We start from the raw sequence: 25,268 nt of genomic DNA, 5'->3' as shown, positions 1-25,268 counted from the left end.
TAATCTTTGTGGTGCACCATCAATATATTTTCCAAGTCTTGGACCAACTACAATAGCACCAGCTAAAGCAGCCCATCCACCAACACTATGAACAACTGTTGAACCAGCAAAGTCTACAAAACCAGGGCCAACATCATTCAACCATCCTCCACCCCATACCCATGAACCAAATATTGGATAAATAAATCCAGTTACTGCTACAGCATAAATAAGATAAGCAGTGAATTTAGTTCTTTCTGCCACAGCACCAGAAATAATAGTTGCTGCTGTTGCCGCAAAAACGGTCTGGAATATAAAGAATGCAAAATCAAAATATCCAGTTTCAGATGCAGGGTCTATTTCTGATAATAAGAAGTTATCGGTTCCGATCCATCCAGAACTGTTACTTCCAAACATAAACCCAAAACCAACCAACCAAAACACTAGTGAACCCAAGGACATATCCATAACATTTTTCATGACTATGTTTATTGAGTTCTTTGCTCTTGTCGCACCAGCCTCTAACAGAGAAAAACCTGCTTGCATTAAGAATACAAGAACGGTTGCCAGTAGCGTCCATACTATATCAAGAGCTACGGGATTAAAATCCATAACATTACTCCTTCAAATAATTTAAACTATGGAATGAGTTTATTTAGGCAATATTTCAAAAGAGTTAAAGAAATGTTTCTAAAATATTACAGATGATTATAATTTTCATTATTAAACAAATACGTAACATATTGATAATAGTTAGGTAATACTTATTGTCGATAATAATCAACATAAAAGAAATAAACAAAGATTTTAATTATGAGAAAATCAGTTGATAACAACTTAATAGTGAAAGAATCTAAAAGATCTGCAGTAATTATGTCATTTTACATAATTGTAATTATTTCAGGTGTTCTTATATCTGTAGTCTAAATATTAAACTAATTATTCACTTCACAACTATAAATAAAATAATTTGATAAATTATTTTTGGTGTAATATAACCGTATAAATTTCTTGAAAAACTCTTGCCTAAGTAATATGTTTCTATAAATATACTTAAACCATTAAACTATATTAATTATGGATAATAAAAATATTACTCTTGCCCAGCATCTGGATAACTTAAAAATAGACTCTGATCTTAAGAGTATTATTAATATTATTTCTAAGACTTGCTACGAAATTTCTGAAGTAGTTCGAGTTTCTAAGATTAATAGTTTAGTTGGTAAAACAGGTAAAATAAATGTTCAAGGTGAACAGGTAGAAAAATTAGATCAATTTTCTAATGACTTATTAATAAAAAATTTATCAGATTCAGGAAAAGTTTTCTTGATGGGATCTGAAGAAATTGAATCAGTTATTATTCCGAGCCCAAATAATCAAGAAGCTGAATATGTTGTAGTTTTTGATCCTCTGGATGGATCATCTAATATTGATGTTTCAGTAACAATAGGTACAATCTTTGGAATTTATAAAAAAATTAATAATGATCAAAATGATGAATCAAACCTTCTGCAGAAGGGTAAGGATGCAATAGTTGCTGGGTATACTGTTTATGGCTCATCTTCAGATATGTGCGTTTCAATGAGTGAAGATACGTCTATTTTTAGCTTCGATGAAAATGGTATACCATTTCTAACAATTAAAAACATTTCTTATGGTAACGAAAAGATATATTCAATAAATGAATCTAAATGGAATAATTTTTCAGACAAAGATAAAAGATGGCTCAAATCACTTAAATCTGGTGCAAATGGTAATTATACTTCTAGATATGTAGGGTCATTAGTAGCTGATTTTCATAGAAATCTAATCAAAGGTGGTATATTTTCTTATCCTGCTGACTCTAAAACAGGTTTAGGAAAATTAAGATTGATTTATGAGTGCAATCCTTTGTCTTTGATAGCAAAAAATGCAAATGGATTTGCCTCAGATGGGGAGAAAAATATATTAAATATCAAACCAGATAATTTGCATCAAAGAGTAGGGTTTTATGTAGGAAATAATGCAGAAATGCATATATATGAAAATACTTAAATTACTTTTAGGCTCTTAAATATTGAAGCTAACTCTTTAATTCCCTCATAATTTTTTTCAACCGATTCAAAAGCAAAACATAATCTAGCCATATTCTGTCCATCCCCATTTGGGGCAAACATATCTCCGGCAATATACCCAACTCCTCTATCAAAAACTTCATCTCTAACTTCAGATAGATTAGTCCCATCTGTCATTTCCAACCAAGTGTAACAACCACCTTTAGGAGAGGACCATTTTGCACTAGTATTAGAAAAAAATTCCTGTAAACCTCTTTCCATAGATTCTTTTTTATCTTTCAATATTTTGTCATAATTTGATTTTTGTAGATCTAAATTACTTCTTAGGAATCCATCTATAGCATATGCAGTAAACTGATTAGGGCCAGAACCAACCTTTACAGACAGGGCTCTATCTATAACTTCATCACTTGCTGTAAAAAATCCCATTCTTAATCCAGGTGCTATAAGTTTTGAAAATGATCCGACATAAATGACCATTCCAGAATCATCAAGTGAAGCAAAAGATGGTTCTGGTGAACCTTCAAATCTATTATCTACATAACAATCGTCTTCTAATATAGGAATGCCATATTTGTGACAAATTTCTATAATTTCTATTCTTCTTGACTTAGGAAGAGTTGAACCAGTAGGATTTTGATGCTCTGGAATAGTATAAAGCATTTTTGGCATTACTCCATTATTTCTCTTAATTTCTAAAATTGTTTCTTCAAACTTATGAGGTATTAAACCTTGATCATCAATTGGTGATCCCACGATATTAGCATCAAAATAGTTTAATTGCTTAGTAGTACCCATATAAACAAATTGTTCAGTGATAACAAAGTCACCTGGATCAATCAAAGCTTGAATAACCAATCCATTGGCTTCTCCTGATCCATTACACAAAACAATAGATTCTTTATTTACATTTATACCTCTATCAGTTTTAATTTTATTCGCAGTGAATTCTCTTAATGATTCATCACCTTGAACATGAGGATAATAAGCCATTTCAATAGAAACTTTTTCTAAATCTGCATCAACTTTTGATTTTAAACCATCTATAAGCCCGTACATTGGAACAGCTTCATAAGGTGGATAAGCTACAGCAAAATCATACTTTGCATGCTCTGTTATAAGTCTATCTGCGTCAGTTGATTTTTCGGACCATAAATTATCAAAATTGAATTTACTTGAAATGCTCATTTTTTTCCCTCTTCTTCGAAAAAATATATTTTTATCTAGAGTATATACAATATTTAGAACTATCAAGTGTAAAACCTGTATTAAATTTATGTTCTTTTTTTTTAGAAAATGGAATAAAATTATAATTCAGGGGTAAAAAAAAGGAGAGATATAATTGATTCAAAAATCAAATGATGATGGCAACATAATTGAAGAGGGTTTTGAAGAAGCAGATGATGATAAAATTCATCGCTCAAGTAAAACTTCAATAGAAGATGAAGCAAATGAAGAAGAACAAGACTTAAAATCATTTAGCAGCTCAGAATTAACAAGTTGGGAACAAAGAAGAGAATCTAGTAAAGATAGTTCAAAAAAGAATAAAGATGATTCTGAACTTTCAAATGACACAGTAAGAATGTATCTCAAAGAAATTGGTAAAGTAAACTTACTATCTGCAAAAGATGAAGTTATATTAGCGAGGTCCATTGAAAGTTCTATTTTTTTGAAAAAAATTCTAATAATGCCTTCAGAGTTTTCTGATGAACAAATAGATTACGCAAACAGCTTTTACGATAATCAGGATCTTAACGGGTTTATCATTGAAAAATTACTCGAAAAAATATCAGATCTAAAGGAAATTACCAAATCATTAAAGAAATTTCTCAATATAAAAGGTGAATTTACTTTATCTGAACTTTCTGTAAATGAAAAAGTAAAAGAAATTATAGACGGACAAAAAATTGATGATTTTTTTCTAGAAGCTTCAAAATATATTTCAGACAGTACTGGAATACCTCTTGAAGAAACTCAGGAAAAAATTATAGAATTATCAATTTTGAGAAGAATTTTCCCAGAAGATTATCTAATCAAATCGAAATTAAATATAGAAAAAACTATCAAGAATCCAAATCCCATAATAGCAGAACTTACAGAAGGTAATATTTTTAGAAATCACCTCAGAATATTAAAAGAAGAAGGTGAAAAAGCTAGAAAGCATTTAGGTGAAGCTAACCTTAGATTAGTAGTTTCTGTAGCTAAAAAACATCTAAACAGAGGATTATCTATGCTAGATCTGATTCAAGAAGGAAATATTGGACTAATGAGAGCAATTGAAAAATTCGATTTTAGAAAAGGATTCAAATTTTCAACTTATGCTACTTGGTGGATAAGACAAGGAATAACAAGAGCAATAGCTGACCAAGCTAGAACTATCAGAATTCCAGTTCATGTTGTTGAGACATTAAATAAAATTATGAGATCAAGAAGAGAATTGGCTCAAGAATTTAATAGAGAACCTTCTATCCAGGAGCTATCTGACAGATTGGAAATGCAACCAAATAAAGTTGCTGAAATACTCAAGATGGCTCAAGAACCAGTTTCACTTGAAACTCCAATTGGTGAAGAGGGTGAAAATGAGTTAGGCGATCTTATAGAAGATGAATCGACTCCAACTCCGCCTGAAGTAGCTGCCCAATCCTCTATGAGAAGTCATATAGATTCTGTGCTTAGTCAACTTAATGATAGAGAAAGAAAAGTTTTAGAGCTAAGGTTTGGAATTACTGATGGTAAGCCTAGAACTCTAGAAGAAATAGGAAAAGACTTAAGTCTAACTAGAGAAAGAATTAGGCAAATTGAAAGAAAGGCTCTTGGAAGATTACGATCTGATAGAGACGTTTCAGATTTGAAAGAGCTGATTTCTTAGTTTTCAACATATAGATTTAAGTCAAATAAATAGTATAATTTTCCTGATAATAATTAATATGAGGAGAACTTACTTTGAGAGACAGATTATCTTTTCAGTCACAGATTGAGTGTAATGATATTTTTACACCAGAATTTCAAACTTTACTTGTTAATCTTCATGATAAATTCAGTGATGAAGTAAAAGAAATTCGAAAAGAAAGGATTGAGAATCAAGAAAAGGCTAGAAATGGTATCATGCCAGCTCCTCTTGATAAATCGGAAGCAAATGGGGAATGGAAAATTGATGATCTTCCAGAAGATCTCAGAAAACCAGGAATAGAAATTTCTGGTCCAGCAGGTATAGCATCTATGCTTATAAATGCACTTAACCCTGGTCCTGGGGGAGTTAGAGCTGAGGGAGATTTAGATGATGATGAAGATGCAGCAGGTCATACATTAGAAGATTCTATTCATGCAACAAGAAATAGAATGAATGCAACGCTGGGAACCTTGACTTTTGATAATAAAAAAACAGGTAAACATTATGAATTAGAACCAGGTAAAATTCCATTTTTTATGCACAGAGAAAGAGGGTTGCATTTAGACGAGCCAGATGTGACGATAGATGGTGAACCCATTTCAGCAACAATTTTAGGTACAGCTCTTACTCTATTCTTTGGAGGTAGAGAACAACACAAAAAAGGAGAAGGGGTTTATTTTTATATTCCTAAAACTGAGTCAGCTAGAGAAGCTAAGTTTTATAATAGTTTGTTCACCGAAATAAAAAAATCAGTTAATGAAATAAATGATATAAATATCAAAGCAATTATCTTAATTGAATCCTTACCAGCGGTATTTCAAATGGAAGAGATGCTTTTTGCGTTAGGAGAATATGCTGCAGGGCTAAATGCTGCTAGATGGGATCTAAAAGCAAGCATCCTAGAATATGTAATGCATGATAAAGAATTTGTTTGGCCTGATAGGTTTGACGTAACAATACAAAATACTGAATTCATGTCGAATATATTTAGAAGATTAGTTGCAATTTGTCTAAAACATGACGCTGTTCCTATTGGAGGAATGGCTACTGCACTACCCTCAAGAGACGAAGATGTAAATATTGAGGCAGCAAAATCTATAAAGGCAGACAAAGAATGGGAAGCTAAACAGGGATTTATTAGAGCTTGGGTTGCTCACATATATCATATGGATCCAGCAGCTGAACCATTTAAGAAGCTAAGACAATCAGGGTGGGAGCCATCAGAAGATATGAAGAATCCTGATAATTATCCAGTAAAGATTGATAATCCTAAAGGAACTCTTACAAAGGAAGGCACAAGGCAGAATGTTAGAACACTTCTTGAATATATAGAAGGTTGGTTAAACGGTAGAGGAGCAAAAGGTATCGATAGATTAGCTGGGAAACCTGGCAAAAGACCAGCATTGATGGAAGATTTGGCTACAGCTAGGATTTCAACTGGACAAATAGCTCAAAGAATAATTCATAAATCATTTTCAGAAGATACTGAAGAAGAACACTCATTTAAGCTTGTAAAAGAAATTATAAATGATGAAACTAGAGATATTATTGATCTACTTGGAGATGATGCAACTGAAGACCAAAAATTAAAGTATATAAAATCTTCAAAAATTGCTATGCAATGGATAAAAAACTATACTGAATATGAGTTTAGATCATTGGGATCATATACTCGAGATGACCTTGAGAAAATTGCAGCTAATCCTGAACCGTTTTAAGAAAATATCAATAAATGTAATCAAATGATTTTTTTTGTAGTGTAGTTTGTTTCAATGTCTTTTTTTGAAGAGAAATGTAAGCTTAGCTTATTTGAAGAATTAAAATTAAATTTGTAAATTTCATTAAACTTTATTGGAATATCAAAAATATTTCTAAGATTAATATCCAATGCCTCAGAAAGTAATGCTCTAATTACACCTGAATGAGTAACAAATAAAATTTTCTTATGATTCAAATAAAATACATCATATGTAAATTTTATTGAACGATTATATAAATCTATCATTTTCTCACCATTCTTAGGATGCCTATTAACATAATCTTCCATCCAAAAATTTAAATCATTTTGATTAATTTCATCCCATTTTTTCCCTTCCCAATCACCAAAATCCAACTCTCTTAATTCATTTTTAGTTATAAAATCAACATTTTGATAATCAAGTAAATCAGTACATCGTTTTGAAGGGCTTGAAAAAATTTGATCTATATTATTTGGTAAATTATAGAATAAAAGATCGGATTTTAGTTCATAATCTTTCAATAAAGGGATATCAAAATTTCCGTAACATAAATTATCAGGATTGTGGACTTCAGTATGTCTTATTACATATAATTCCATAAATTACTTTTTAATATACATTGGTATTCCAGAAACCATAAAAATTACCTCATCTGAAATTTTAGCTAATTTTTGATTTGCTCTACCTAATGAATCTCTAAAAAGTCTACCTAATTTATAAGGAGGTACAAGACCTAATCCAACTTCATTAGTGACTATTAACCATGTTGCAGAAGACTTATTATATGCATTTATTACATCTTCTATTTGAAATAAAACAGCTTTATCAGACTCTTCTTGGTTAGAATGTTCTGAAAATTTCATTATTGCATTTGCGGAAAGTAAGTTAATGCAATCTAGAATTATAGTGTCAAATTTTTGATAATTATCATCAAGTGATTTTGAAATATTTGATGGAGCTTCAATTGTTTCCCATGAACTTGGACGATTTTTTATATGAGAATCTATTCTTTCTTCCATTTCTTCATCAGATCTTTCTGCTGTAGCTATGAATAAGACTTTCTTACCATTCTCAATCGCCCAATTTTCAACAAAAGAGCTTTTACCACTTCTTGCGCCTCCTGAAACAAAAATTAATTTTTTCCCCATAAATAACCTACAACTTTCTCAAAAATTTTAGACTATGTTAAAAATTTTGTTAAGGCTAAAAAAAATAATAAGCATGTTAATTCAGATAATTGTTCTACGGCCCCAAGACAATCTCCAGTATATCCACCTATATATTTTTTGAAATATCTTGAAGAATAAATAAATAAGAATAAAAGTGGAAAAACTACCAATAAATATAAAGCAGAAAAATAAGTTAGTCCTAACAAGGGTATTAATCCCCATAAATAAGAAATAAATATTTCTGTAAAAGTATTATTTTTTGCAACCGGTTTGGACTTTCCTAATTCATCAGCTCTTGAATAATCAGACGTAAAAACTATATTTATTGCAGTTAACCTAGATATCGAGTGATAAGTTATAAAAATCATAAAAATTATCAATTCACTAGTTTGGTCAAAATTTGATTGAATTATTAAAACTAAAGAAGTTAAGGAAAATATCTTTAGAAATAAAAGTATTACTATTGAGATAACTCCATATACTCCTACTCTACTATCCTTCATGATTTCAAGAATTTTTTCTTTAGTCCAACCTCCACCAAATCCATCAAAAGTGTCTGCAAAACCATCTTCGTGAAATGCCCCTGTTACTAATATTCCTGAAGCAATTGAAATTATTACACTAATTTGAACATTGAAAATTTGATTAGAAATCCAATAGAAAATAAAACTTATAACTCCAACAATAATTCCAACTAATGGGAAATATCTAGTTGCTTTATTTAAGTATTCTTCTGAATGATCAACATATTTAGGACATGGAATCCTGGTATAAAACATTAATGAAGTAAAAAATATCTTTATTTCTTCTTTAATCATTTGATTTAGAGCTCACTTTAGCATTTTCAAATGTAGCCATTTCATTAATAAAATTTACTGAATTTTGAATTATTGGATATGCAAGAGCACAACCTGTTCCTTCTCCAAGTCTCATTTCTAAACTTAATATCGCTCTTTCATTAATCTTTTGCAGCAATAAATTATGACCCTTCTCAGAACTCAAATGACAAAAGAATGTATTATTTATAATTTTTGAATTGATTTTTGAAGCTGCTAAAAATGCACAAGAAGATATGAATCCATCAACCATTATGATCATATTTTGTTTATATGATTCAAGCATTGCTGAAGTCATTTGAACAATTTCAAATCCTCCAAATGTCTGTAAAACTTTATAGCAATCATTAATATTTCCATGAAAACTCTTAGCATCCAATAATAATTTTCTTTTCTTTATGAGTTGTTTCTCTGATAATCCTGTTCCAATTCCTACACATTTTTCTAAAGATATATCCAGTAAATAACTCATAATCATTGCAGCTGAAGACGTATTACCAATTCCCATTTCACCAAATCCAATAATATTTGTTCCTAATTTTGAAATTTCTTGCACTAAATCTTTCCCATGTTTGAAGCAGTCTTCTAATTGTCTTTCAGACATAGCTTTTTGATTAATAAAACTTTTTGTACCGAAATCTATTTTTTTATTAATTAATTTTTCAGTTTTATCAAATTTATAATTCACACCCGAATCTACAATTAATAAATCAATTGAGTGAGTCCTAGAAAAAACATTTATCCCCGCCCCACCATTCAAAAAATTCCTAACCATTTGATGTGTAACTTCTTGAGGATAGGAACTTACACCAGAATTTGCTATTCCATGATCGCCTGCAAACACAATTATTTTAGGCTGGTTTAGGATAGGTTTAGTGGTCTTTTGAATTAGGCAAATCTTTTTGGAAATAGTTTCAATTAATCCAAGTGAACCAATTGGCTTAGTCTTAGAATCTATTGATTTCTTAATTTTGTTAATTAATTGCATAAAATTATTTTTCTTATAATTTTATAACTTTCTAATAGTTACTTGTTATGTATATTTGAGTAATAAAATTGTTATCTAATTAAATCAGGGAATTATCTTATCTTATTCAAACTTAAAATAACCATATCTTAAGAATATAACTAACTTCTTTCCCATTTTTTTAAAGAAACAACTTCTCTTTGAGGATCTTGATTTGAACCAAAAGCAGTAAAAGAAACCTCTGCAATGTAAACTGAGCCTTGAGTATCAACTGCAATTCCATGAGGAGCTATTAATTGATCAGGTTCCTCTCCTAATGTTCCTTTCCCAAAAGATGAAATCATATCGCCATTTTCATTCACAATGACTACTCTTAATCCTAAATTTGGAACTCCTGCTTGCACATCAGGAGCACCGGCTTCAGCAATATATACTTCTTTTGAGTACTGATCAGAATAAATAGCAATTGGTCTATGAAAATGCCATTGATCAAGATAATTACCATTAAAATCAAAAATTTGAACTCTGAAATTTTCTCTATCACAAAGTGCTATCTTATCTTTATCAAAAATACTTATATTGTGAGGAAGTGAAAATTCTCCATCTTCTGATCCTGGTTTACCCCAACTTAAGATATGTTTCCCTAAACTATCAAACTTATGGATTCTAGAATTCCCATAACCGTCAGAAACAAATATATTTCCTGTTTGTCTATCAATTGCAACGTCAGTTGGTCTATTAAAATAGTCTCCACCTTGCCATTCTGCGGCTTTTCCTCTTTCTCCGATTGTGAATATAATTCTACCTTCCTTAGATCTCTTTTGGACTATATGTCCAATATCATCAATTAAAAAAAGGTCATCATTTTCATCAATTCTTATTCCATGAGGTCTATCAAATTCACCCTGACCCCAATGATTTATATAATTTCCTTCTTTATCAAAAATAATTAGAGGAAATAAGCCTCTATTATAAACATAAACATTATCATTTGAATCTGTTGCCACACTTGTAGCTTCATGAAATCTCATTGGATGAGGTAGTTTTGCCCAAAATGCTACAGGTGAAAATTTTGTATTATTATCTATCATTTATTCCTCTATTTCCTTGTCCATTTTCTTAAAGAGTTCAACTCTCCTAATGGCTTTGGATCTTGTTTAGATCCCCACCAGGTCCATGCTACTTCTCCAACATAAACATCTCCTTTAGAATCTGTAGTAACGCCATGAGGCGCAACAAACTGATCTATATTTTGTCCAGGTAATCCATCTCCAAAATCACTGATCTTTTCACCTTCAGGACTAAGAACTACTATTCTATTCCCTAATCCAGGAACTCCCTTTTGAACATCTGGTGGTCCCATTTCACCTATGTAGAGATTTTTATCTCCATTTTTTCCTTCAGTGACTGACATTGGATGATGAAGGTGCCATTGATCGAGATAATTTCCATTTAAGTCAAATATTTGTAACCTAAAATTTTCTCTATCAGCAACAATTACTTTATCATCACCTATCATGGAAATATTATGAGGAAGAGAAAATTGTCCATCTCCAGTTCCTGGAACTCCCCAACTCAGTATATGTTTTCCGTCAGGTGTAAGTTTATGAATTCTAGAGTTACCATAGCCATCCGAAACAAATAATTCCCCTGTCGAAGGATGAATAGCAATATCAGTAGGTCTATTAAACATTTCTCCTCCTTGCCAAGGTGCTTCTGTACCTCTTTCACCTACTGTAAAAATAATATCACCATTATTTTTTCTCTTTTGAACAAAATTTCCAGGGCCATCATCAACTAAGTAAATATTATCTTCAGAATCAATTTCTATACCATGTGGTCGATCAAAGTCTCCATGACCAAAAGACCTCAAAAAATTTCCATTTTGGTCAAAAACACATATTGGATCAGTTCCTCTATTGAATACATATACATTATCTTTTGAGTCTACTGCAACACCACCACAATCTCCATAAAAAGATATTCCCATGGGTAATTTTGCCCAGTTCTGAACAGGCTCATAGATAATTTTAGTTGTAGTCATAAGCTTCCCTTAAATAATAAAATTGGTTTTCATTCATATTAGATGTTTGATTTACTTTAGTGAAGCTATAAGATGAAACAAATTTGTTTTTTAATATAAGTATTTCCTAAGGCTTCAATATGAAATTACCCTACAGAGGCTATCCAATTGCTATAATTGCCTTTCTTTCAACGGGTTTATCTATTGGAATGGCTCAATACGCATTTGGACAATTTGCCACTCCTCTTCAAAATGAATTTGGTTGGACTAAAACTCAATTAAACGGAGCATTATCTTTAGCTTTTGTATCAGGTATAACTGGTCCTATTTTAGGCAAAATGGCTGATAAATATGGAATAAAAACAGTGTTATTTATTTCATTGATACTTATAAGTTTTGGTTTCCTATTAAGGCCTACAATAACTCATTTATGGCAATGGTATTTTTATAGTGGGCTTATTTATGCTGGATTTCCAGGAGCTACTCATATTACTTCAGGTAAGATGGTGTCTCTTTGGTTTCCCAAAACTAGAGGAAGAGTAATGGGAGCAGTTACATCAGGAAATAATTTTGGAGGATTCACTATGCCGGCCCTAGCTGCTTCAATAATTGCTTTTTCAAACTGGGAATTAGCTTTTATTGTTTTTGGGATAATAATGTTATTTCTTGGAATTTTTTCATACTTTATAGTATCTGAATCTTTAGATCTAGTAGAATCTGAATCTATAAGATCTAGTAGAGACTTAGATTCTATTTCTTACGTAAAAGAACAATCCAAGTTAGGTTTTGAAATTAGAGAAGCGCTTTATTCATTCAGATTTTGGACAATAAATATTTCTCTTATGCTTGGAGTATTGACGTATCAAGGAATATTAACTCAATTAACTCAATTTTTAGAAGACGAGGGAATGAGAACAAATTTTGCAACAAGTTGCTTAATGATGATTGCTGTAATGGGCGTAATTGGAAAAATTATTTTTGGAAGGGCTAGTGAAGTTTTTTCAGCAAGAAAAACTCTTATTTTGAGTATGTTTTTTCAAACTATTGGAATAATGGTTTTATGCATAGATTCTAACGAAACACTACTATGGATTGGATGTTTTATTTATGGACTTGGATTTGGAGCATTCGGTGCATTAATACCATTAATAATTGTTGAACAGTTTGGTATGAAAAACCTAGGATCATTAATGGGAATTAATCAATTTCTCACTTCTGTACCGATGGCAGTTTCTCCATTAATTGCTGGATTAGTTCACGACCAAACAGGTTCTTATAGAAATGCTTTTTTGGGTATTTCTATTTTATTTATTTTTTCTATTATTTTAGTTTGGCTATCAAAATTTGGTAAGGGGCCCAATAATCTAAATATCCAATGATTTGATAACGTTTTTAGCATAACTTATGCTTTGATAATCCTTGTAGAACTGATCACCATTTTGAGTTCCTTCTATAGCCATATAACCTTCATATCCTGCATTAGTTAATGATGTCATAGCATATCTATAATCAATTTCACCATCTGGTAAAGGAACTCTTATAAAAACAGATCTCTCATTCTCTGGATGGTATACAGTTTGTAAATTTTTACAATGCCAATAATTTGAGATTGAAGCAACATTATCTATACAATTTTCAAAGGTTTCTTCAGGTTGATCATAATTCCATAGAACATTACCTAAGTCAGGATTTATTCCAAAATTTTTCCTTGAGACTAAATCATACAAATAAACTGCTGACCAAGAATTATCAACTGGTGAATTTTGATGTATTTCAACAGAAATATTTAAGTTTCCATCTGAAGCTTTATCACAAGCATCTTGATAGACTTTAGCTAGATGTTCATACACCCATAAATTAGCATCCTTTGAAGAGTCTTGTGATTTTGACCAACCACTACCTGATGCTGGAAGACTTCCTTCAGGATTACCAGGATATCTAACTGGTGCACTGATTGCACCATTAACAACTTCTGCTCCTGCCCATTTAGCATATTCTATTGATTTTTTCATTTTTCTTATATTTTCAGGAGCATTTTTTGCTTCAGTAAGAGTGCCGCCACTTCTAATTGAACCTATATCAAGACCAAATCCATTAATTCTTTTTTTGAATTCAGATATTTTTTCTTCACTACCACCAGTTCTATCTAAAGTTTCAGTAGAAATTTCAAGGGCATCAAAACCCATTTCCTTTACTTTAGATAGAAATTGATTAGTATAATCGATTGGATCTAAATCCCAAGGATCTACGGAATTTGGATACAATGTCATTCTTCTATTGGCATAACAAAACTTCATATAAGTCCCCTTTTTGATGTGGAGTTAACCACAAATAATAAGTAATTTTGATTTATAACAAAAAATATATCATATCTTGTCTCAGTTAATTAAAGAAATCTTAAGGAACCCTTCAATAATCTATGTTGTTATTGGAACTTTCTTCTTTTGGGTATCTCTTTATTTATATGTTCCCATACTTCCGAATTACTCAAAGGATCTTGGCGCTTCAGCAACAATGATTGGTTATATAGTTGCAGCATACGCTATTGGACAAATGATACTAAGAATTCCATTGGGAATAGCAGTAGATAAATGGGGAACTAAACCTTTTGCAATTATTACAATGCTATGCTCAGCTTTAGGTTCATTAGGATTAACACTAGCATCAGATCCTATTCAATTATTTCTAGCAAGATCAGTAACTGGAGTAGCAGGTGCAGGGTGGGTAGCTATAAGTTTATTATTTGCTTCTCAATTTCAAAATAATCTAATGCATTACGCAAGTTCATTTATGATGGGTATTAACGGAATAGCAATAACTATTTCAACTTTGATTAGCGGAAGACTCGCAGATTATTTTGGAGATACTACTCCTTTTATTGCTTCACTATTTGTAAGTATTTTAGGAATGATAGTATTTTTTGCATCTAAAGAAAATAAGAAAAAAAATGATAAGAAGAATTATAATTTTTATGAAATATTAGGAAGTACTATCCTTATAAGAATTTCAATAATAGCAATTGGCTTTCATTTTGTTACATTTGGCGTAAATTTTGGATTTTTGCCAATCATAATTGAGAATCTGGGAGGAACGAAAACAAATATAGGTGATATAACTACATTATCTCAACTTGCTGGAATATGTGGGATGAGTTTATCAGCTTGGTTTATCAATAAAATTGGAACTAGAAAAACTATTATTTTAGGTTCTATATGCATGATCATCAGCTTAATATTTACTTCTTACGTTGAAAATTTATCCTTGATTGCAACTTTACAATTTATTTCAGGTTTTGGAAGAGGTATTCTTTATACTGTTACTATAACTCTAATCCTTATAAGCTTTGAAGAAACTTCAAGAGGCTTGGCAATGGGTGCATATCAAGCTTACTATGCTATAGGAATGTTTTTAGGCCCAGCTTTATCAGGTTTAATAGTAAATTCATTTGGAATTAATGCTATATTTTGGTTATCTACATTAATAACTTTATTAGCGCTTATTATAGGAATATATAAGCCATATAAAACTAAATTACATGGAGGCAAAAAAAATGAAAAGTTATGATGAATTATTAGAAAAAGCTAAAGAATGGAGAGAATGGTACTATGATGGTGATCCAGGAACTCCTGAAGTAGCTAAAAGTACGGAAGAAGCTTTTGATCTAATAAACGCGACCCTTTTTGGGCATATATACCAACGTCCTAAATTAGATGCAAAAATTCGATCACTTTGTACAATTGCAGCATTAATAGTTTTAGACAAACCTAATCAATTACCTGGTCATATTACAGGGGCCTTAAACTATGGTTGGAGTAAAGAAGAAATTGTAGAATTAATAACTCAAATGCTTTTTTATGGAGGATACCCAACTGCGGTTAATTCACTAGCAGCTGCTGCAAAAACATTTGAAGAATATGACAAACGTCACTAAAAATGGAGAAGTTTTATGAATATGAGATTAGAAAAAGATTCCATGGGAGAGCTAGAAGTTCCATCTAATGCTTTATATGGAGCTAATACTAGGAGAGCACAGTTAAATTTTCCTATTTCAGATTTGAAATTTGGAAGGTCTTTTATTAAAGCCTTAGGCTTGATTAAACAATCAGCTGCTGAAACTAATTTAGAACTTAATCTATTAGACCAAAATATCGCAGATTCAATTATTAAATCTGCCCAAGAAGTAATTGATGGTTTACATGATGAAAGCTTTATCGTAGACATTTTCCAAACTGGCTCAGGAACATCCACAAATATGAATGTAAATGAAGTCATTTCTAATCTAGCTATTAATAAACTTGGAGGAAAAATTGGCTCTAGAGAACCTGTTCATCCAAATGATCATGTAAATAAAGGGCAATCATCTAATGATGTTATTCCTACTGCTATTCATATTGCTGCTGCAATTTCTATAAAAGATAATCTAATACCTTCGATGGAAATATTAAGAAAATCTCTAGAAAAAAAATCCAAAGAATTTTGGGATATAGTTAAAACAGGTAGAACTCATTTACAAGATGCAACTCCAATTAGATTGGGCCAGGAATTTAAGGGTTATTATGGTCAACTAAATAATTCAATTAAGAAAGTCGAGTCCGCATTAAGTGAATTGTCTGTACTAGCTTTAGGAGGAACAGCTGTAGGAACAGGTATAGGAATGAATCCTGAGTTTTGTGGCTCAGTAATAGCCAAAATAAGTAAAAAAACAAATATAAAATTCAGTGAGACAGAAAATCATTTTCAATCTCAATCTACAATAGACGGCATTGTGTATGCTTCTGGTTGCGTGAGAAGCTTTGCTGTAAGCTTAATGAAAATCTCAAATGATATCAGATGGTTAGGATCAGGTCCTAGAGCTGGAATTGGTGAAATTAATCTACCTGAGGTTCAACCTGGATCTTCAATTATGCCAGGAAAAGTTAATCCTGTTATAGCAGAATCTGTAACAATGATATGCGCTCAAGTAATGGGAAATGATCAAACTGTAAGTATAGCTGGTCAAAGTGGGAATTTTGAACTAAATGTTATGATGCCAATCGCTGCGCACAATCTTCTTGAATCTATTGAAATCCTTTCTAACGGAAGTAAAAATTTCTCTAAACAATGCATAGAAGGACTTGTAGCAACTGAAAAAGGTCCTAATATGGTAAACCAAGGGTTAGCAATTTGTACTGCATTAGCTCCTAGATTAGGATATGATAAAGCTGCAAATATTGCTCATATAGCATCTGAAACAGGAAAAACTATAAAGGAAGTCACACTAGAGGAAACAGAATTAAACTCCGAAGAGATTGATGAAATTTTAGAACCACTTAGTATGACTGAACCAAAATAATATAAGGAGAATAATTATGACAATAGAAGAAAAACTTAAAGAATTAGGAATAGAATTAAAAACACCACCTAGTCCTGTAGCTAATTATATTCCTGTTCAACAAACTGGTAATCTAATTTATTTATCTGGGCAAGGGCCAAGAAATGAATCCGGTGATTTCATCTCAGGGAAAGTAGGATCAGATATTACAGCAGAAGAAGCTTATGAACTTGCAAGAAATACAGCTATTAATTTAGTCTCTGCTATGAAATCTTACTTAGGTTCTTTAGATAAAGTAAAAAAAATAGTTAAAGTTTTTGGGATGGTTAATTCAACTTCTGATTTTACGGATCACCCTAAAGTAATTAATGGTTGCTCAGATTTTTTTGTAGAAGTTTTTGGAGATAAAGGAAGACATGCTAGGTCTGCTGTTGGAATGGGTTCTCTACCAAATAATATGGCTGTAGAAATTGAGATAATAGTTGAAGTAAGTTAATTTTTTTGAGGGATAAAATGAAAGATTCGCGAAAGATAAAAATAAAAAAAATTAATCATGTTGCAATCCCAATTAATAATAGAAAGAAATCTTTTAGTTTATATAGAGACTTTCTTGGATTGACTATCATCCCATCGATGGTTGATGAAAAACATGTCATTTGGTCAAAGATATCTGATGGAACAATGGTACATCTTATTGAACCACCTGATGGTCCCGGAAACAAATTAGTACCTTTCCATGTTGCATTTGAAGTAGAAAATTTTGATGAAACCGTAGAAATACTAAAAAAATCTGAATATCAAATTACAAATGGTCCCCAAATAAGACATGATGGTCAAAGGGCAATATATATCCAAGATATAGATGGTAATACAATAGAATTTGCAACTCATAATAATATCAAGCATTCTGATAGAATCGTAGACGCTTGGGGTTATACTAAAAACCCTTAGTATTTTGAAGAAAGATAATTTTTCAATTAAATCTATAATTTGGAGTGTTTATGCTCCAAGTTTTTTACTTTCTATGGGCCAGGGATTACTTATTCCTGTTCTTCCTATATTTGCAAGAGATACTTTTCAATCTGGAGATTTATTGATAGGATTTCTTATTGCTGCTAGACATTTTGGGACAATGGGATTTGATGTTCCAGCAGGTTTATTAGTAGGAAGATTTGGTCTTAATAGAACAATGGTTGCTGGAGTAGTATTATTTGGAATAAGTGCTATTTTTGCAGGATTAAGTGGAAATTTTTCTTTACTCCTTTTTTCTAGATTATTGGCAGGCGCAAGTTTCGCCCTTTGGTCAATTTCAAGACATGCTTATATAGCTTCAGTTATTCCTAATGAAAATAGAGGTAAAGCTTTATCTTTATTTGGAGGATTAGGCAGAATAGCTACAATAATTGGACCATTGATCGGAGGAATATTAGCACAATTTGTCTCTATAAGAGCACCCTTTTTCTTTCAGGCATTTATTGCAGGATTAACTCTAATACTAATCACAACTACATCAAGAAATTTAGAATTTAATGATAAAAAGTCAAATGAAGGCTATCTGATAGATTTAAGAAATACTTTCATTGATAATAGAAACGCTTATCTCACCGCAGGAATGGCTGCTGTGGCTTTACAATTTTTGAGAGCAAGTAGAGAAATAGTGATACCCTTATGGGGGGATAATATAGGTTTACGTAAAGATGAAATTGGATACATAACAACATTAAGTTTTGCTGTTGACTCTTTGATGTTCCCAATCGCAGGTTTTATAATGGACAAATTTGGAAGGAGATATACTGGAATACCAGCATTTATAATTCTAGGCTTTTCTTTAGTACTAATAGGTACAGTTGACAACCCATTAATGTTTCTTACCTCATACTCTACACTTATATTATCTGCAATAATGTCAGGAATTGGTAATGGTATTTCAAGTGGATTAGTATTAACAATCGGATCAGACTTATCACCACCCAATAATAGAGGAGGATTTTTAGGTATATGGAGACTTATTTCAGATGGTGGAGGTGCTGCAGGTCCAACAGTTATGGGAATAATAGCAAATTCTTACTCATTAGCAACAGCTAGTTTTTCTAGTGGCATTATTGCTATAACAGGAATCATTTTTTTGAGATTCTTTGTTAAGGAAACTTTAGAAAAAAATAATTCTAAAACAGAGAATTAAGCTTTTTCAAACATATCATATCTTCTTCAAGAGATCTTCCATCTACATAAGGCTTAGATTCTCCTGTTAAGCCCTCTACGGCTCCCAAATTATATGTTTTCTCTATAAGCCTTTTACCTTCATCCACGCTTGGTAATAAATTTATATTCTCATGAATTGATAGACCTGCAATCAAACCAAATGCTCCCCAATTTGAAGTGCTAGAAATTATACTTTCTGTAGCAGTAATAATTGAAGGATAGTCAATTATATTTCCTAGTTTTATTATTTCCTCAATATAATTTCCACTTCCTATCTCATTTCCACCGTCTAGGATTCCAACAGTTCTAGGATGTTGCTCAAATAAATAATCTATTTTGGCATTATATTTAGAGAAATCTTCTCCTTTAAAATTCCTATACTTACCATCATTGGATAATCCTGCTCTTTCAATTGAAATCAATGACTTAGGATCATAGTCTCGAATTAATTTATTTGCAAAAGTACTGGATTCAATATGAGATGTTATAGGAAATTCAATTATATTCCCCTCCCCCAACAATCCTGAAAGAATATTATAAGAATATTTATCTGTTACATAAAATACATCATAGCCTAATTTCTCTAATGATTTCCCAAGAGCAACAGCCCCAGGGGGACCATCAGTTTCAGGTGCATTTGCTGAAAGTATATAGAAACCTGTAGTTATAATAATAACTCCCTTTTTTTCTAGAATTAATTTAGTTGATCTTTCAATAAATCCTTTTCCAATTTTTTGATATAAATCTGACATTCCTCTCGTATCATCATGAAGAATTATTTTTTCAATTTCAGAATAGCTCATTAGATTACAGCCATATCTTCATCTTTGAGGTCTGTCAAGAACATTTTGCCAGGAGAGTGAGTTATCATTATTTCTAATTTTGCTTCTTTTATTGCTATTTGAGGAGTTACTCCGCAAGCCCAATAAACTGGAATCAATTCATCATTTTGAGGTATCCAAGGATCTCCAAAATCTGGTTTAGTCGGATCATTTATACCTATTTCTGAAGAGTTACCTATCTGAATTGGTGTTCCATGTTGATTAGGGAATCTGCTAGTTATCTGTATAGATCTAACAAGTTTATCCCTTGGAATCCATCTTTGAGTAACAACCATTTTACCTGAAAATTTTCCAGATTTTTCTGTATCTATAGAAGTAATAAACATAGGTACATTTTTTCCTTGTTTAAAATATGGAAGCTCAAGCCCATTCTTTATCAACTCATTTTCAAATGTAAAAGAACAACCAAGCAAAAAAGTAACGAAGTCATCTCTCCAAATTTTTGTTATATCAGTTAATGTTTTTGAATACTTTCCATGATTAAATAATTTATACTCTGGGATATCTTTTCTAATATCTGATTGAAGTGCAAATGAAGATTCATAATTTCCTGGATCCAAAACTTCTATTATCGGACAGGGTTTAGGATTTCTTTGACAATAAAGCATAAAATCAAAAGCATCTTCTTTTGGAATTATTACTACATTTGTTTGTACAAAACCTTCAGCTAAACCTGAAGTAGTAAAGTTCTCTCCATTTCTGGCTTTATTTCTAACTTGAATTGCAGATAATTTTTTCATATTAATCTCCATTTTTTATATGATCAGAAATTTTTTCACCAATCATAATAGCTGTGGCATTAGTATTTGCTCTTACACAATCTGGCATTATTGAACAATCAGCTATTCTCAATCCTTCAATTCCGATTACCTTTGCATATTTATCAACAACAGAAAATTCATCGTTAATACTTCCCATTTTACAAGTACCTGAAATATGATGCATAGTATGAACTTTAGATAAAATCCATTTTCTTAATAACTTATCGTTTTCAAATGCCTCAGGTAATGGAGCAATTAATTCTTTTCTAAAAGAATCAAAGTTACTATTTCTTGCAATTTCAAAATTGAGCTTAACACCTTCAATAAGCCTTTCCATATCATATTCATTACTTAAGTAGTTATAATTTATTTTTGGATATTTGTTGTGATCTTGCTTATTTAAGGATAAATTTCCTGAACTTTTAGCTAAAAAAATGCCTGTAGTAATTGCTACTCTGGTATTACCAAAATCAGTTTTTTCAAAATGTAAACTGTCTGGATTCATTTCTTTAGGTTGGAATCTCATAACTGACACCATATCAAGCCTATCTTTAGATTTTGAAGATGTATATCTTAATCCCACTTTCTGAGCACCAACATCACTAAGATCATTATTTAATAAATCATCAGCATTCCACCTTAATTCAACAGCTGGGTGATCTCTCAAATTCTGTCCAACTCCCTTCAGCTGATGTAAATGCTTTATATTATAATTTTCAAATTCTGATTTATTACCTATACCTGAAAGCATTAATAGCTTTGGACTTTCAACAGCACCAGTTGAAATAATTATTTCATTACCTTCAAAAACCTCATCATCATAAAGTTGTAATCCAATTTGTTTACCATTTTCAATCAATATTTTTTTACATATTTTATTAGATAAAACATCTAAATTTTCTCTTTCAAGAGCTGGTAGTAAATAACAAATACCTGTACTCCACCTAATGCCATTTGAATTATTTAATGGCATTGGGCCAACTCCTTCAGAGTATGGTAAATTATGATCTTCAGTTGCTTTGTATCCCATTTCCTTTACAGTATTATAGAAGCTCATTTGATCGACTAATAATGAGTCTAAACTATGCCTTTTGACTGGAATTGGCCCATTATTTCCATGATATTCATTTTGAAAATCTAGATCATTTTCTTGTTTGATAAAGTATTTTAGGCATTGCTCATAAGACCAATCTTCTAAACCTCCATTCTTCCAGTTCTCAAAATCTTCAGGTATTGCTCTCAAGAAAACTTGACCATTTATAGAACTAGTTCCTCCAGCTACTCTTCCTCTTGGTACTCCCATATCTTTAAATTCTGGATTAGAAACAGCTTTATATTGCCAATCAAATTCAGTACCTATAGCTAAATTACCTGTCCAATCAGCTCCAGTTGACATACCGTTGAGCAAAACTCCTGGAATTTGATCAATTCTCTCAAATGTATTCCCTGCTTCAATAAGTAAGATTTTATTATTAGGATTTTCAGATAATCTTGAAGCTAAAACTGCACCAGATGAACCTGCTCCAATAATTATATAGTCATAATATTTATTCAAATAAATTCCTCTTTTAGTTTAATGTAGCTCCACCATTTACATTCAGAGCTTGCCCTGTTATCTCAGAAGATTCTTCAGAAGCAAAAAATGCAACAGTTTTACCTATATCTTCAGGAGTTTGCTCTCTACCTAACGGAGTTCTAGCTTTAACTGCAAACTCATCAAAAACTTCTTTAGGGGTTTTATTTTTTAAGTTTGGATTTTGCTCTATATGGTTAATTGCTATTGCTTCCCAAATTGGTGTCCAAATCACACCTGGGCAAACTGCATTTACATTTATATTATATGAACCTAATTCAATGGCTAATAAATGCGTATATTGAATAACAGCAGCTTTTGATACTAAATATGGAGTTTGAACGTTACCTCTATGAATATCTCCTAATCCTCTGGGTTTTCTACCTCCATGAGAAGCAATATTAATAATTTTTCCATATTCTTGAATTTTCATATGATCTACAACTGCATCTGCACTATTGACCATACCGATTACATTAACATCGTAAGTACTATCCCAATCATCTTTAGAATAATTTTTCCTTTTAGAAAATCCTTTTCCTCCTATAACTCCTGCATTAGACACTAAAATATCTATAGTTCCATGCTTATCTAAAATTTTATCTCTAAAACTTTCAATATCTTCGGGGATTGTTACATCAACAGAATCATGAAGAATGTCATCAGATAAAGATTCAGCTGTTTTTGAAACAGAATCTCCAAATAAATCACAAAGAGCGAGTGTTGCACCTCTTTCAAATAACACATTTGCAATCCCAGCACCAATGCCACTTCCTGCACCTGTAATCATTGCAATTTTTCCAGATAGATCTTGAGAACTCATTACTTGCCTCGATATGAATTTTATTTATTAGAAGTATATGCAGAGTAGTACTTAATATCAAATAAGTTTGCTTTATTTCAATAGGTTTTACTAAATGCGTTAAAAAAACTAATAAAAAAAATTATAAATCTAAGATAATCTTAATAGAATATATACTAGGAGTTATCATTGAGTAAAAATAGTTACAAGCTTGAAGAATTAGAAAAACTTGTTTCTTTGGCTAAAAGAAGAGGAATTATTTTTCCTTCTAGTGAAATATATGGAGGATTATCTTCTGTTTGGGACTATGGACCAATTGGAGTAGAGATTAAGAGAAACGTTAAGAATCTTTGGTGGAAATCTTTTGTAAGCGAAAGAGATGATATTTTTGGTATTGATGCATCAATATTAATGCATCCAAATGTTTGGAAAGCTTCAGGTCATCTAGAATCATTCTCTGATCCACTCGTTGAATGTTCTAACACGGGTAAAAGATATAGAGAAGACCATATTTTTATATTAGAAATAGAAGCAAAAAAAGAAAATAAGATTATAGCCGTTGAAGCTTCTGATAAATTAGAAGCAGAAAAATTAGTAAAAGATAAAATTATTTCAATAATTCCATTAGCAGAGTCAGAAAATAAAGATAATCCTTCCCCAGATGGAGGTATATTATCTGAACCTAAAAACTTCAATCTCATGTTCAAGACATTTATTGGACCAGTTGAAGATTCTTCTTCTACAATTTATCTTAGACCTGAAACTGCTCAGGCTATGTTTGTTAATTTTCTAAATGTTTTAAATTCTTCAAGAAAAAAAATTCCCTTTGGTATTGCTCAACAAGGAAAGTCTTTCAGAAATGAAATTACCCCTGGTAACTTTACATTTAGAACTAGAGAATTCGAGCAAATGGAAATGGAATTTTTCTGCAGCCCTGATGACGATGAAAAATGGCATGACTACTGGATTCAGTTCTCATTAGATTGGTTTAAAAAATATGGAATTAGAGAAGAAAACTTAATGATTAGGAAACACGAAAGTGAAGAATTGCCACATTATTCTAAAGCTAGTTCAGATATAGATTATTTATTTCCTTGGAGCTGGGGTGAATTAGAAACTATTTCAAATAGAACAGACTATGATCTTAAGGCTCACTCAGAACTATCTGGTAAAGATTTATCTTATTTTGATCAGGAAAATAATAAAAGGTTTACACCCTATGTGATAGAACCTGCGATGGGAGCAGACAGAAGCGTTCTGGCATTCTTATGCGATGCATATTGCGAAGAGGAAACAGATAAAGAAACAAGAACATTATTAAAATTACATCCTGAGATTGCACCTATAAAAATAGCTGTACTTCCATTATCAAGGAATGAAAAACTTTCTGAATACAGTAAAAATATTTTTGATAGATTGAATACTTTATATACAACTCAGTATGACGATACTCAATCAATTGGTAGAAGGTATCGTAGACAAGATGAAGTAGGTACTCCACTATGTGTAACTATAGATTTTGAAAGTGTTGAAGAGGATGATTCAGTAACTATAAGAAATCGTGATACTATGGAGCAAATTCGAGTGAGTTCAGACAAATTATTAGAAGCTATTAATGATCAAATTAAATCTTTTTAAAAAAAATATTTTTCTATTACTTTCTATTGTATTTGTGATAGTAATTGGTTGCGATAATCAATCTGAAAAAGCTAATATTGGTCAAATAGTTTTTCCTAAAACGACAATTGACAATAATAATTTTAATATTGAAAATTATTCAGGAAAAAATATATTAATAAATTTCTGGTTTCCTTCTTGTCCTCCATGTATTTACGAATTAGATATTCTTGATGATATAAATAAAAAATATGATTCTGTTGGAGTCATAGGAGTACAAGTATTGGGACTTGATAACAAAGAAGATGGTAAAAATATGCTTGAGAAAAAAAATATTTCTTATAAATCTGTAGCTGATGAATCTGATGCAATAATAGATTTACTACAAATAAATGTTTTCCCAACTACTATTCTATTTGATAAGAATGGGGATGAAATAAATAGATGGATAGGTATTATTGACGAGCAAATTGTATCAAACAAAATATCTGAAATAGAGTAAA

At 31.3% G+C, this 25,268-nt stretch carries 25 protein-coding genes; 12 read left to right on the top strand and 13 right to left on the bottom strand.

What is annotated here, in order from left to right; genetic code table 11:
• Positions 1–591 (bottom strand): ammonium transporter (locus MK083_04910; GenBank protein MCH2673794.1); only part of this gene is annotated, 591 nt, incomplete at its 3' end.
• A gap of 465 nt (positions 592–1,056) precedes the next feature.
• On the opposite strand from MK083_04910, the gene MK083_04905 reads away from it, so the two are divergent.
• Positions 1,057–2,013 carry a fructose-1,6-bisphosphatase gene (locus MK083_04905; protein ID MCH2673793.1) on the top strand — a complete coding sequence of 319 codons (957 nt, stop codon included), beginning with the start codon at positions 1,057–1,059 and terminating at the stop codon, positions 2,011–2,013.
• Here the strand turns inward: MK083_04905 and MK083_04900 are convergent.
• Complete coding sequence (locus MK083_04900) at positions 2,010–3,221, bottom strand: PLP-dependent aminotransferase family protein (protein MCH2673792.1); 1,212 nt, start codon at positions 3,219–3,221, stop codon at positions 2,010–2,012. The two genes, MK083_04905 and MK083_04900, sit on opposite strands and share 4 nt — an antisense overlap.
• A 499-nt stretch (positions 3,222–3,720) precedes the next feature.
• On the opposite strand from MK083_04900, the gene MK083_04895 reads away from it, so the two are divergent.
• Positions 3,721–4,902, top strand: coding sequence for a sigma-70 family RNA polymerase sigma factor (locus MK083_04895; protein MCH2673791.1), 1,182 nt, complete (start codon positions 3,721–3,723; stop codon positions 4,900–4,902).
• Positions 4,903–4,976: 74 nt separating this feature from the next.
• The gene (locus MK083_04890; protein MCH2673790.1) at positions 4,977–6,641 is read left to right on the top strand and encodes a hypothetical protein; all 1,665 of its coding nucleotides are present in this window, start codon (positions 4,977–4,979) and stop codon (positions 6,639–6,641) included.
• A gap of 20 nt (positions 6,642–6,661) precedes the next feature.
• Here the strand turns inward: MK083_04890 and MK083_04885 are convergent, their stop codons facing one another.
• From MK083_04885 to MK083_04860, 6 genes are all read right to left on the bottom strand, one after another.
• On the bottom strand, positions 6,662–7,261 hold the full coding sequence (locus MK083_04885; protein MCH2673789.1) for a histidine phosphatase family protein: 600 nt from the start codon (positions 7,259–7,261) through the stop codon (positions 6,662–6,664).
• A gap of 3 nt (positions 7,262–7,264) precedes the next feature.
• Complete coding sequence (gene cobU, locus MK083_04880; protein MCH2673788.1) at positions 7,265–7,810, bottom strand: bifunctional adenosylcobinamide kinase/adenosylcobinamide-phosphate guanylyltransferase; 546 nt, start codon at positions 7,808–7,810, stop codon at positions 7,265–7,267.
• Positions 7,811–7,842: 32 nt separating this feature from the next.
• Positions 7,843–8,646: an adenosylcobinamide-GDP ribazoletransferase gene (locus MK083_04875; GenBank protein ID MCH2673787.1), complete on the bottom strand. Its 804-nt coding sequence runs from the start codon at positions 8,644–8,646 to the stop codon at positions 7,843–7,845.
• Positions 8,642–9,655: a nicotinate-nucleotide--dimethylbenzimidazole phosphoribosyltransferase gene (gene cobT, locus MK083_04870; protein MCH2673786.1), complete on the bottom strand. Its 1,014-nt coding sequence runs from the start codon at positions 9,653–9,655 to the stop codon at positions 8,642–8,644. The genes MK083_04875 and cobT overlap by 5 nt, the downstream gene beginning before the upstream one ends.
• A gap of 140 nt (positions 9,656–9,795) precedes the next feature.
• Positions 9,796–10,725 (bottom strand): peptidyl-alpha-hydroxyglycine alpha-amidating lyase family protein, encoded by a 930-nt coding sequence (locus MK083_04865; protein MCH2673785.1) that lies wholly within the window; start codon positions 10,723–10,725, stop codon positions 9,796–9,798.
• 8 nt (positions 10,726–10,733) lie between these two features.
• On the bottom strand, positions 10,734–11,678 hold the full coding sequence (locus MK083_04860) for a peptidyl-alpha-hydroxyglycine alpha-amidating lyase family protein (protein ID MCH2673784.1): 945 nt from the start codon (positions 11,676–11,678) through the stop codon (positions 10,734–10,736).
• A gap of 119 nt (positions 11,679–11,797) precedes the next feature.
• On the opposite strand from MK083_04860, the gene MK083_04855 reads away from it, so the two are divergent.
• Positions 11,798–13,036, top strand: a complete 1,239-nt coding sequence (locus MK083_04855) for an MFS transporter (GenBank protein ID MCH2673783.1) — start codon at positions 11,798–11,800, stop codon at positions 13,034–13,036.
• Here the strand turns inward: MK083_04855 and MK083_04850 are convergent.
• Complete coding sequence (locus MK083_04850; protein MCH2673782.1) at positions 13,022–13,954, bottom strand: sugar phosphate isomerase/epimerase; 933 nt, start codon at positions 13,952–13,954, stop codon at positions 13,022–13,024. The genes MK083_04855 and MK083_04850 overlap by 15 nt on opposite strands.
• 76 nt (positions 13,955–14,030) lie before the next feature.
• Here MK083_04850 and MK083_04845 point away from each other — a divergent pair, with 76 nt between their 5' ends.
• The 6 genes from MK083_04845 to MK083_04820 are packed head-to-tail and all read left to right on the top strand — an operon-like array spanning position 14,031 to position 19,150.
• Positions 14,031–15,221, top strand: coding sequence for an MFS transporter (locus tag MK083_04845; protein MCH2673781.1), 1,191 nt, complete (start codon positions 14,031–14,033; stop codon positions 15,219–15,221).
• On the top strand, positions 15,208–15,588 hold the full coding sequence (locus MK083_04840) for a carboxymuconolactone decarboxylase family protein (GenBank protein MCH2673780.1): 381 nt from the start codon (positions 15,208–15,210) through the stop codon (positions 15,586–15,588). Before MK083_04845 ends, MK083_04840 begins: the two co-directional genes overlap by 14 nt.
• A 15-nt stretch (positions 15,589–15,603) precedes the next feature.
• Positions 15,604–16,989, top strand: coding sequence for a class II fumarate hydratase (locus MK083_04835; protein MCH2673779.1), 1,386 nt, complete (start codon positions 15,604–15,606; stop codon positions 16,987–16,989).
• Positions 16,990–17,005: 16 nt separating this feature from the next.
• Positions 17,006–17,464: a RidA family protein gene (locus MK083_04830; GenBank protein ID MCH2673778.1), complete on the top strand. Its 459-nt coding sequence runs from the start codon at positions 17,006–17,008 to the stop codon at positions 17,462–17,464.
• A gap of 17 nt (positions 17,465–17,481) precedes the next feature.
• Positions 17,482–17,919, top strand: coding sequence for a VOC family protein (locus tag MK083_04825; protein MCH2673777.1), 438 nt, complete (start codon positions 17,482–17,484; stop codon positions 17,917–17,919).
• A 4-nt stretch (positions 17,920–17,923) separates the two neighbouring features.
• The gene (locus MK083_04820) at positions 17,924–19,150 is read left to right on the top strand and encodes an MFS transporter (GenBank protein ID MCH2673776.1); all 1,227 of its coding nucleotides are present in this window, start codon (positions 17,924–17,926) and stop codon (positions 19,148–19,150) included.
• Here the strand turns inward: MK083_04820 and MK083_04815 are convergent.
• From MK083_04815 to MK083_04800, 4 genes are read right to left on the bottom strand one after another with little or no spacing between them, the layout of a single operon-like run.
• Positions 19,134–19,973 (bottom strand): DUF4392 domain-containing protein, encoded by an 840-nt coding sequence (locus tag MK083_04815; GenBank protein MCH2673775.1) that lies wholly within the window; start codon positions 19,971–19,973, stop codon positions 19,134–19,136. The genes MK083_04820 and MK083_04815 overlap by 17 nt on opposite strands.
• Entirely contained in the window at positions 19,973–20,752 is a 780-nt protein-coding gene (locus MK083_04810; protein MCH2673774.1) for a putative hydro-lyase, read from the bottom strand. The genes MK083_04815 and MK083_04810 overlap by 1 nt, the downstream gene beginning before the upstream one ends.
• 1 nt (position 20,753) lies before the next feature.
• Positions 20,754–22,328: a GMC family oxidoreductase N-terminal domain-containing protein gene (locus tag MK083_04805; protein ID MCH2673773.1), complete on the bottom strand. Its 1,575-nt coding sequence runs from the start codon at positions 22,326–22,328 to the stop codon at positions 20,754–20,756.
• Between the two features lie 13 nt (positions 22,329–22,341).
• Entirely contained in the window at positions 22,342–23,169 is an 828-nt protein-coding gene (locus tag MK083_04800; GenBank protein MCH2673772.1) for an SDR family oxidoreductase, read from the bottom strand.
• Positions 23,170–23,337: 168 nt separating this feature from the next.
• Between MK083_04800 and MK083_04795 the strand changes: the two genes are divergently transcribed.
• Positions 23,338–24,786, top strand: coding sequence for a glycine--tRNA ligase (locus MK083_04795; protein ID MCH2673771.1), 1,449 nt, complete (start codon positions 23,338–23,340; stop codon positions 24,784–24,786).
• Entirely contained in the window at positions 24,764–25,267 is a 504-nt protein-coding gene (locus tag MK083_04790) for a TlpA family protein disulfide reductase (GenBank protein ID MCH2673770.1), read from the top strand. The genes MK083_04795 and MK083_04790 overlap by 23 nt, the downstream gene beginning before the upstream one ends.
• The last annotated feature ends 1 nt before the right edge of the window (position 25,268 follow it).

The sequence above is a fragment of the Dehalococcoidia bacterium genome, from assembly GCA_022451965.1.
Taxonomy (GTDB): Bacteria; Chloroflexota; Dehalococcoidia; order Lucifugimonadales; family Lucifugimonadaceae; genus TMED-70.
Note: the sequence above shows the minus strand (reverse complement) of the source record. Positions and strands in the feature narration are given on the sequence as shown.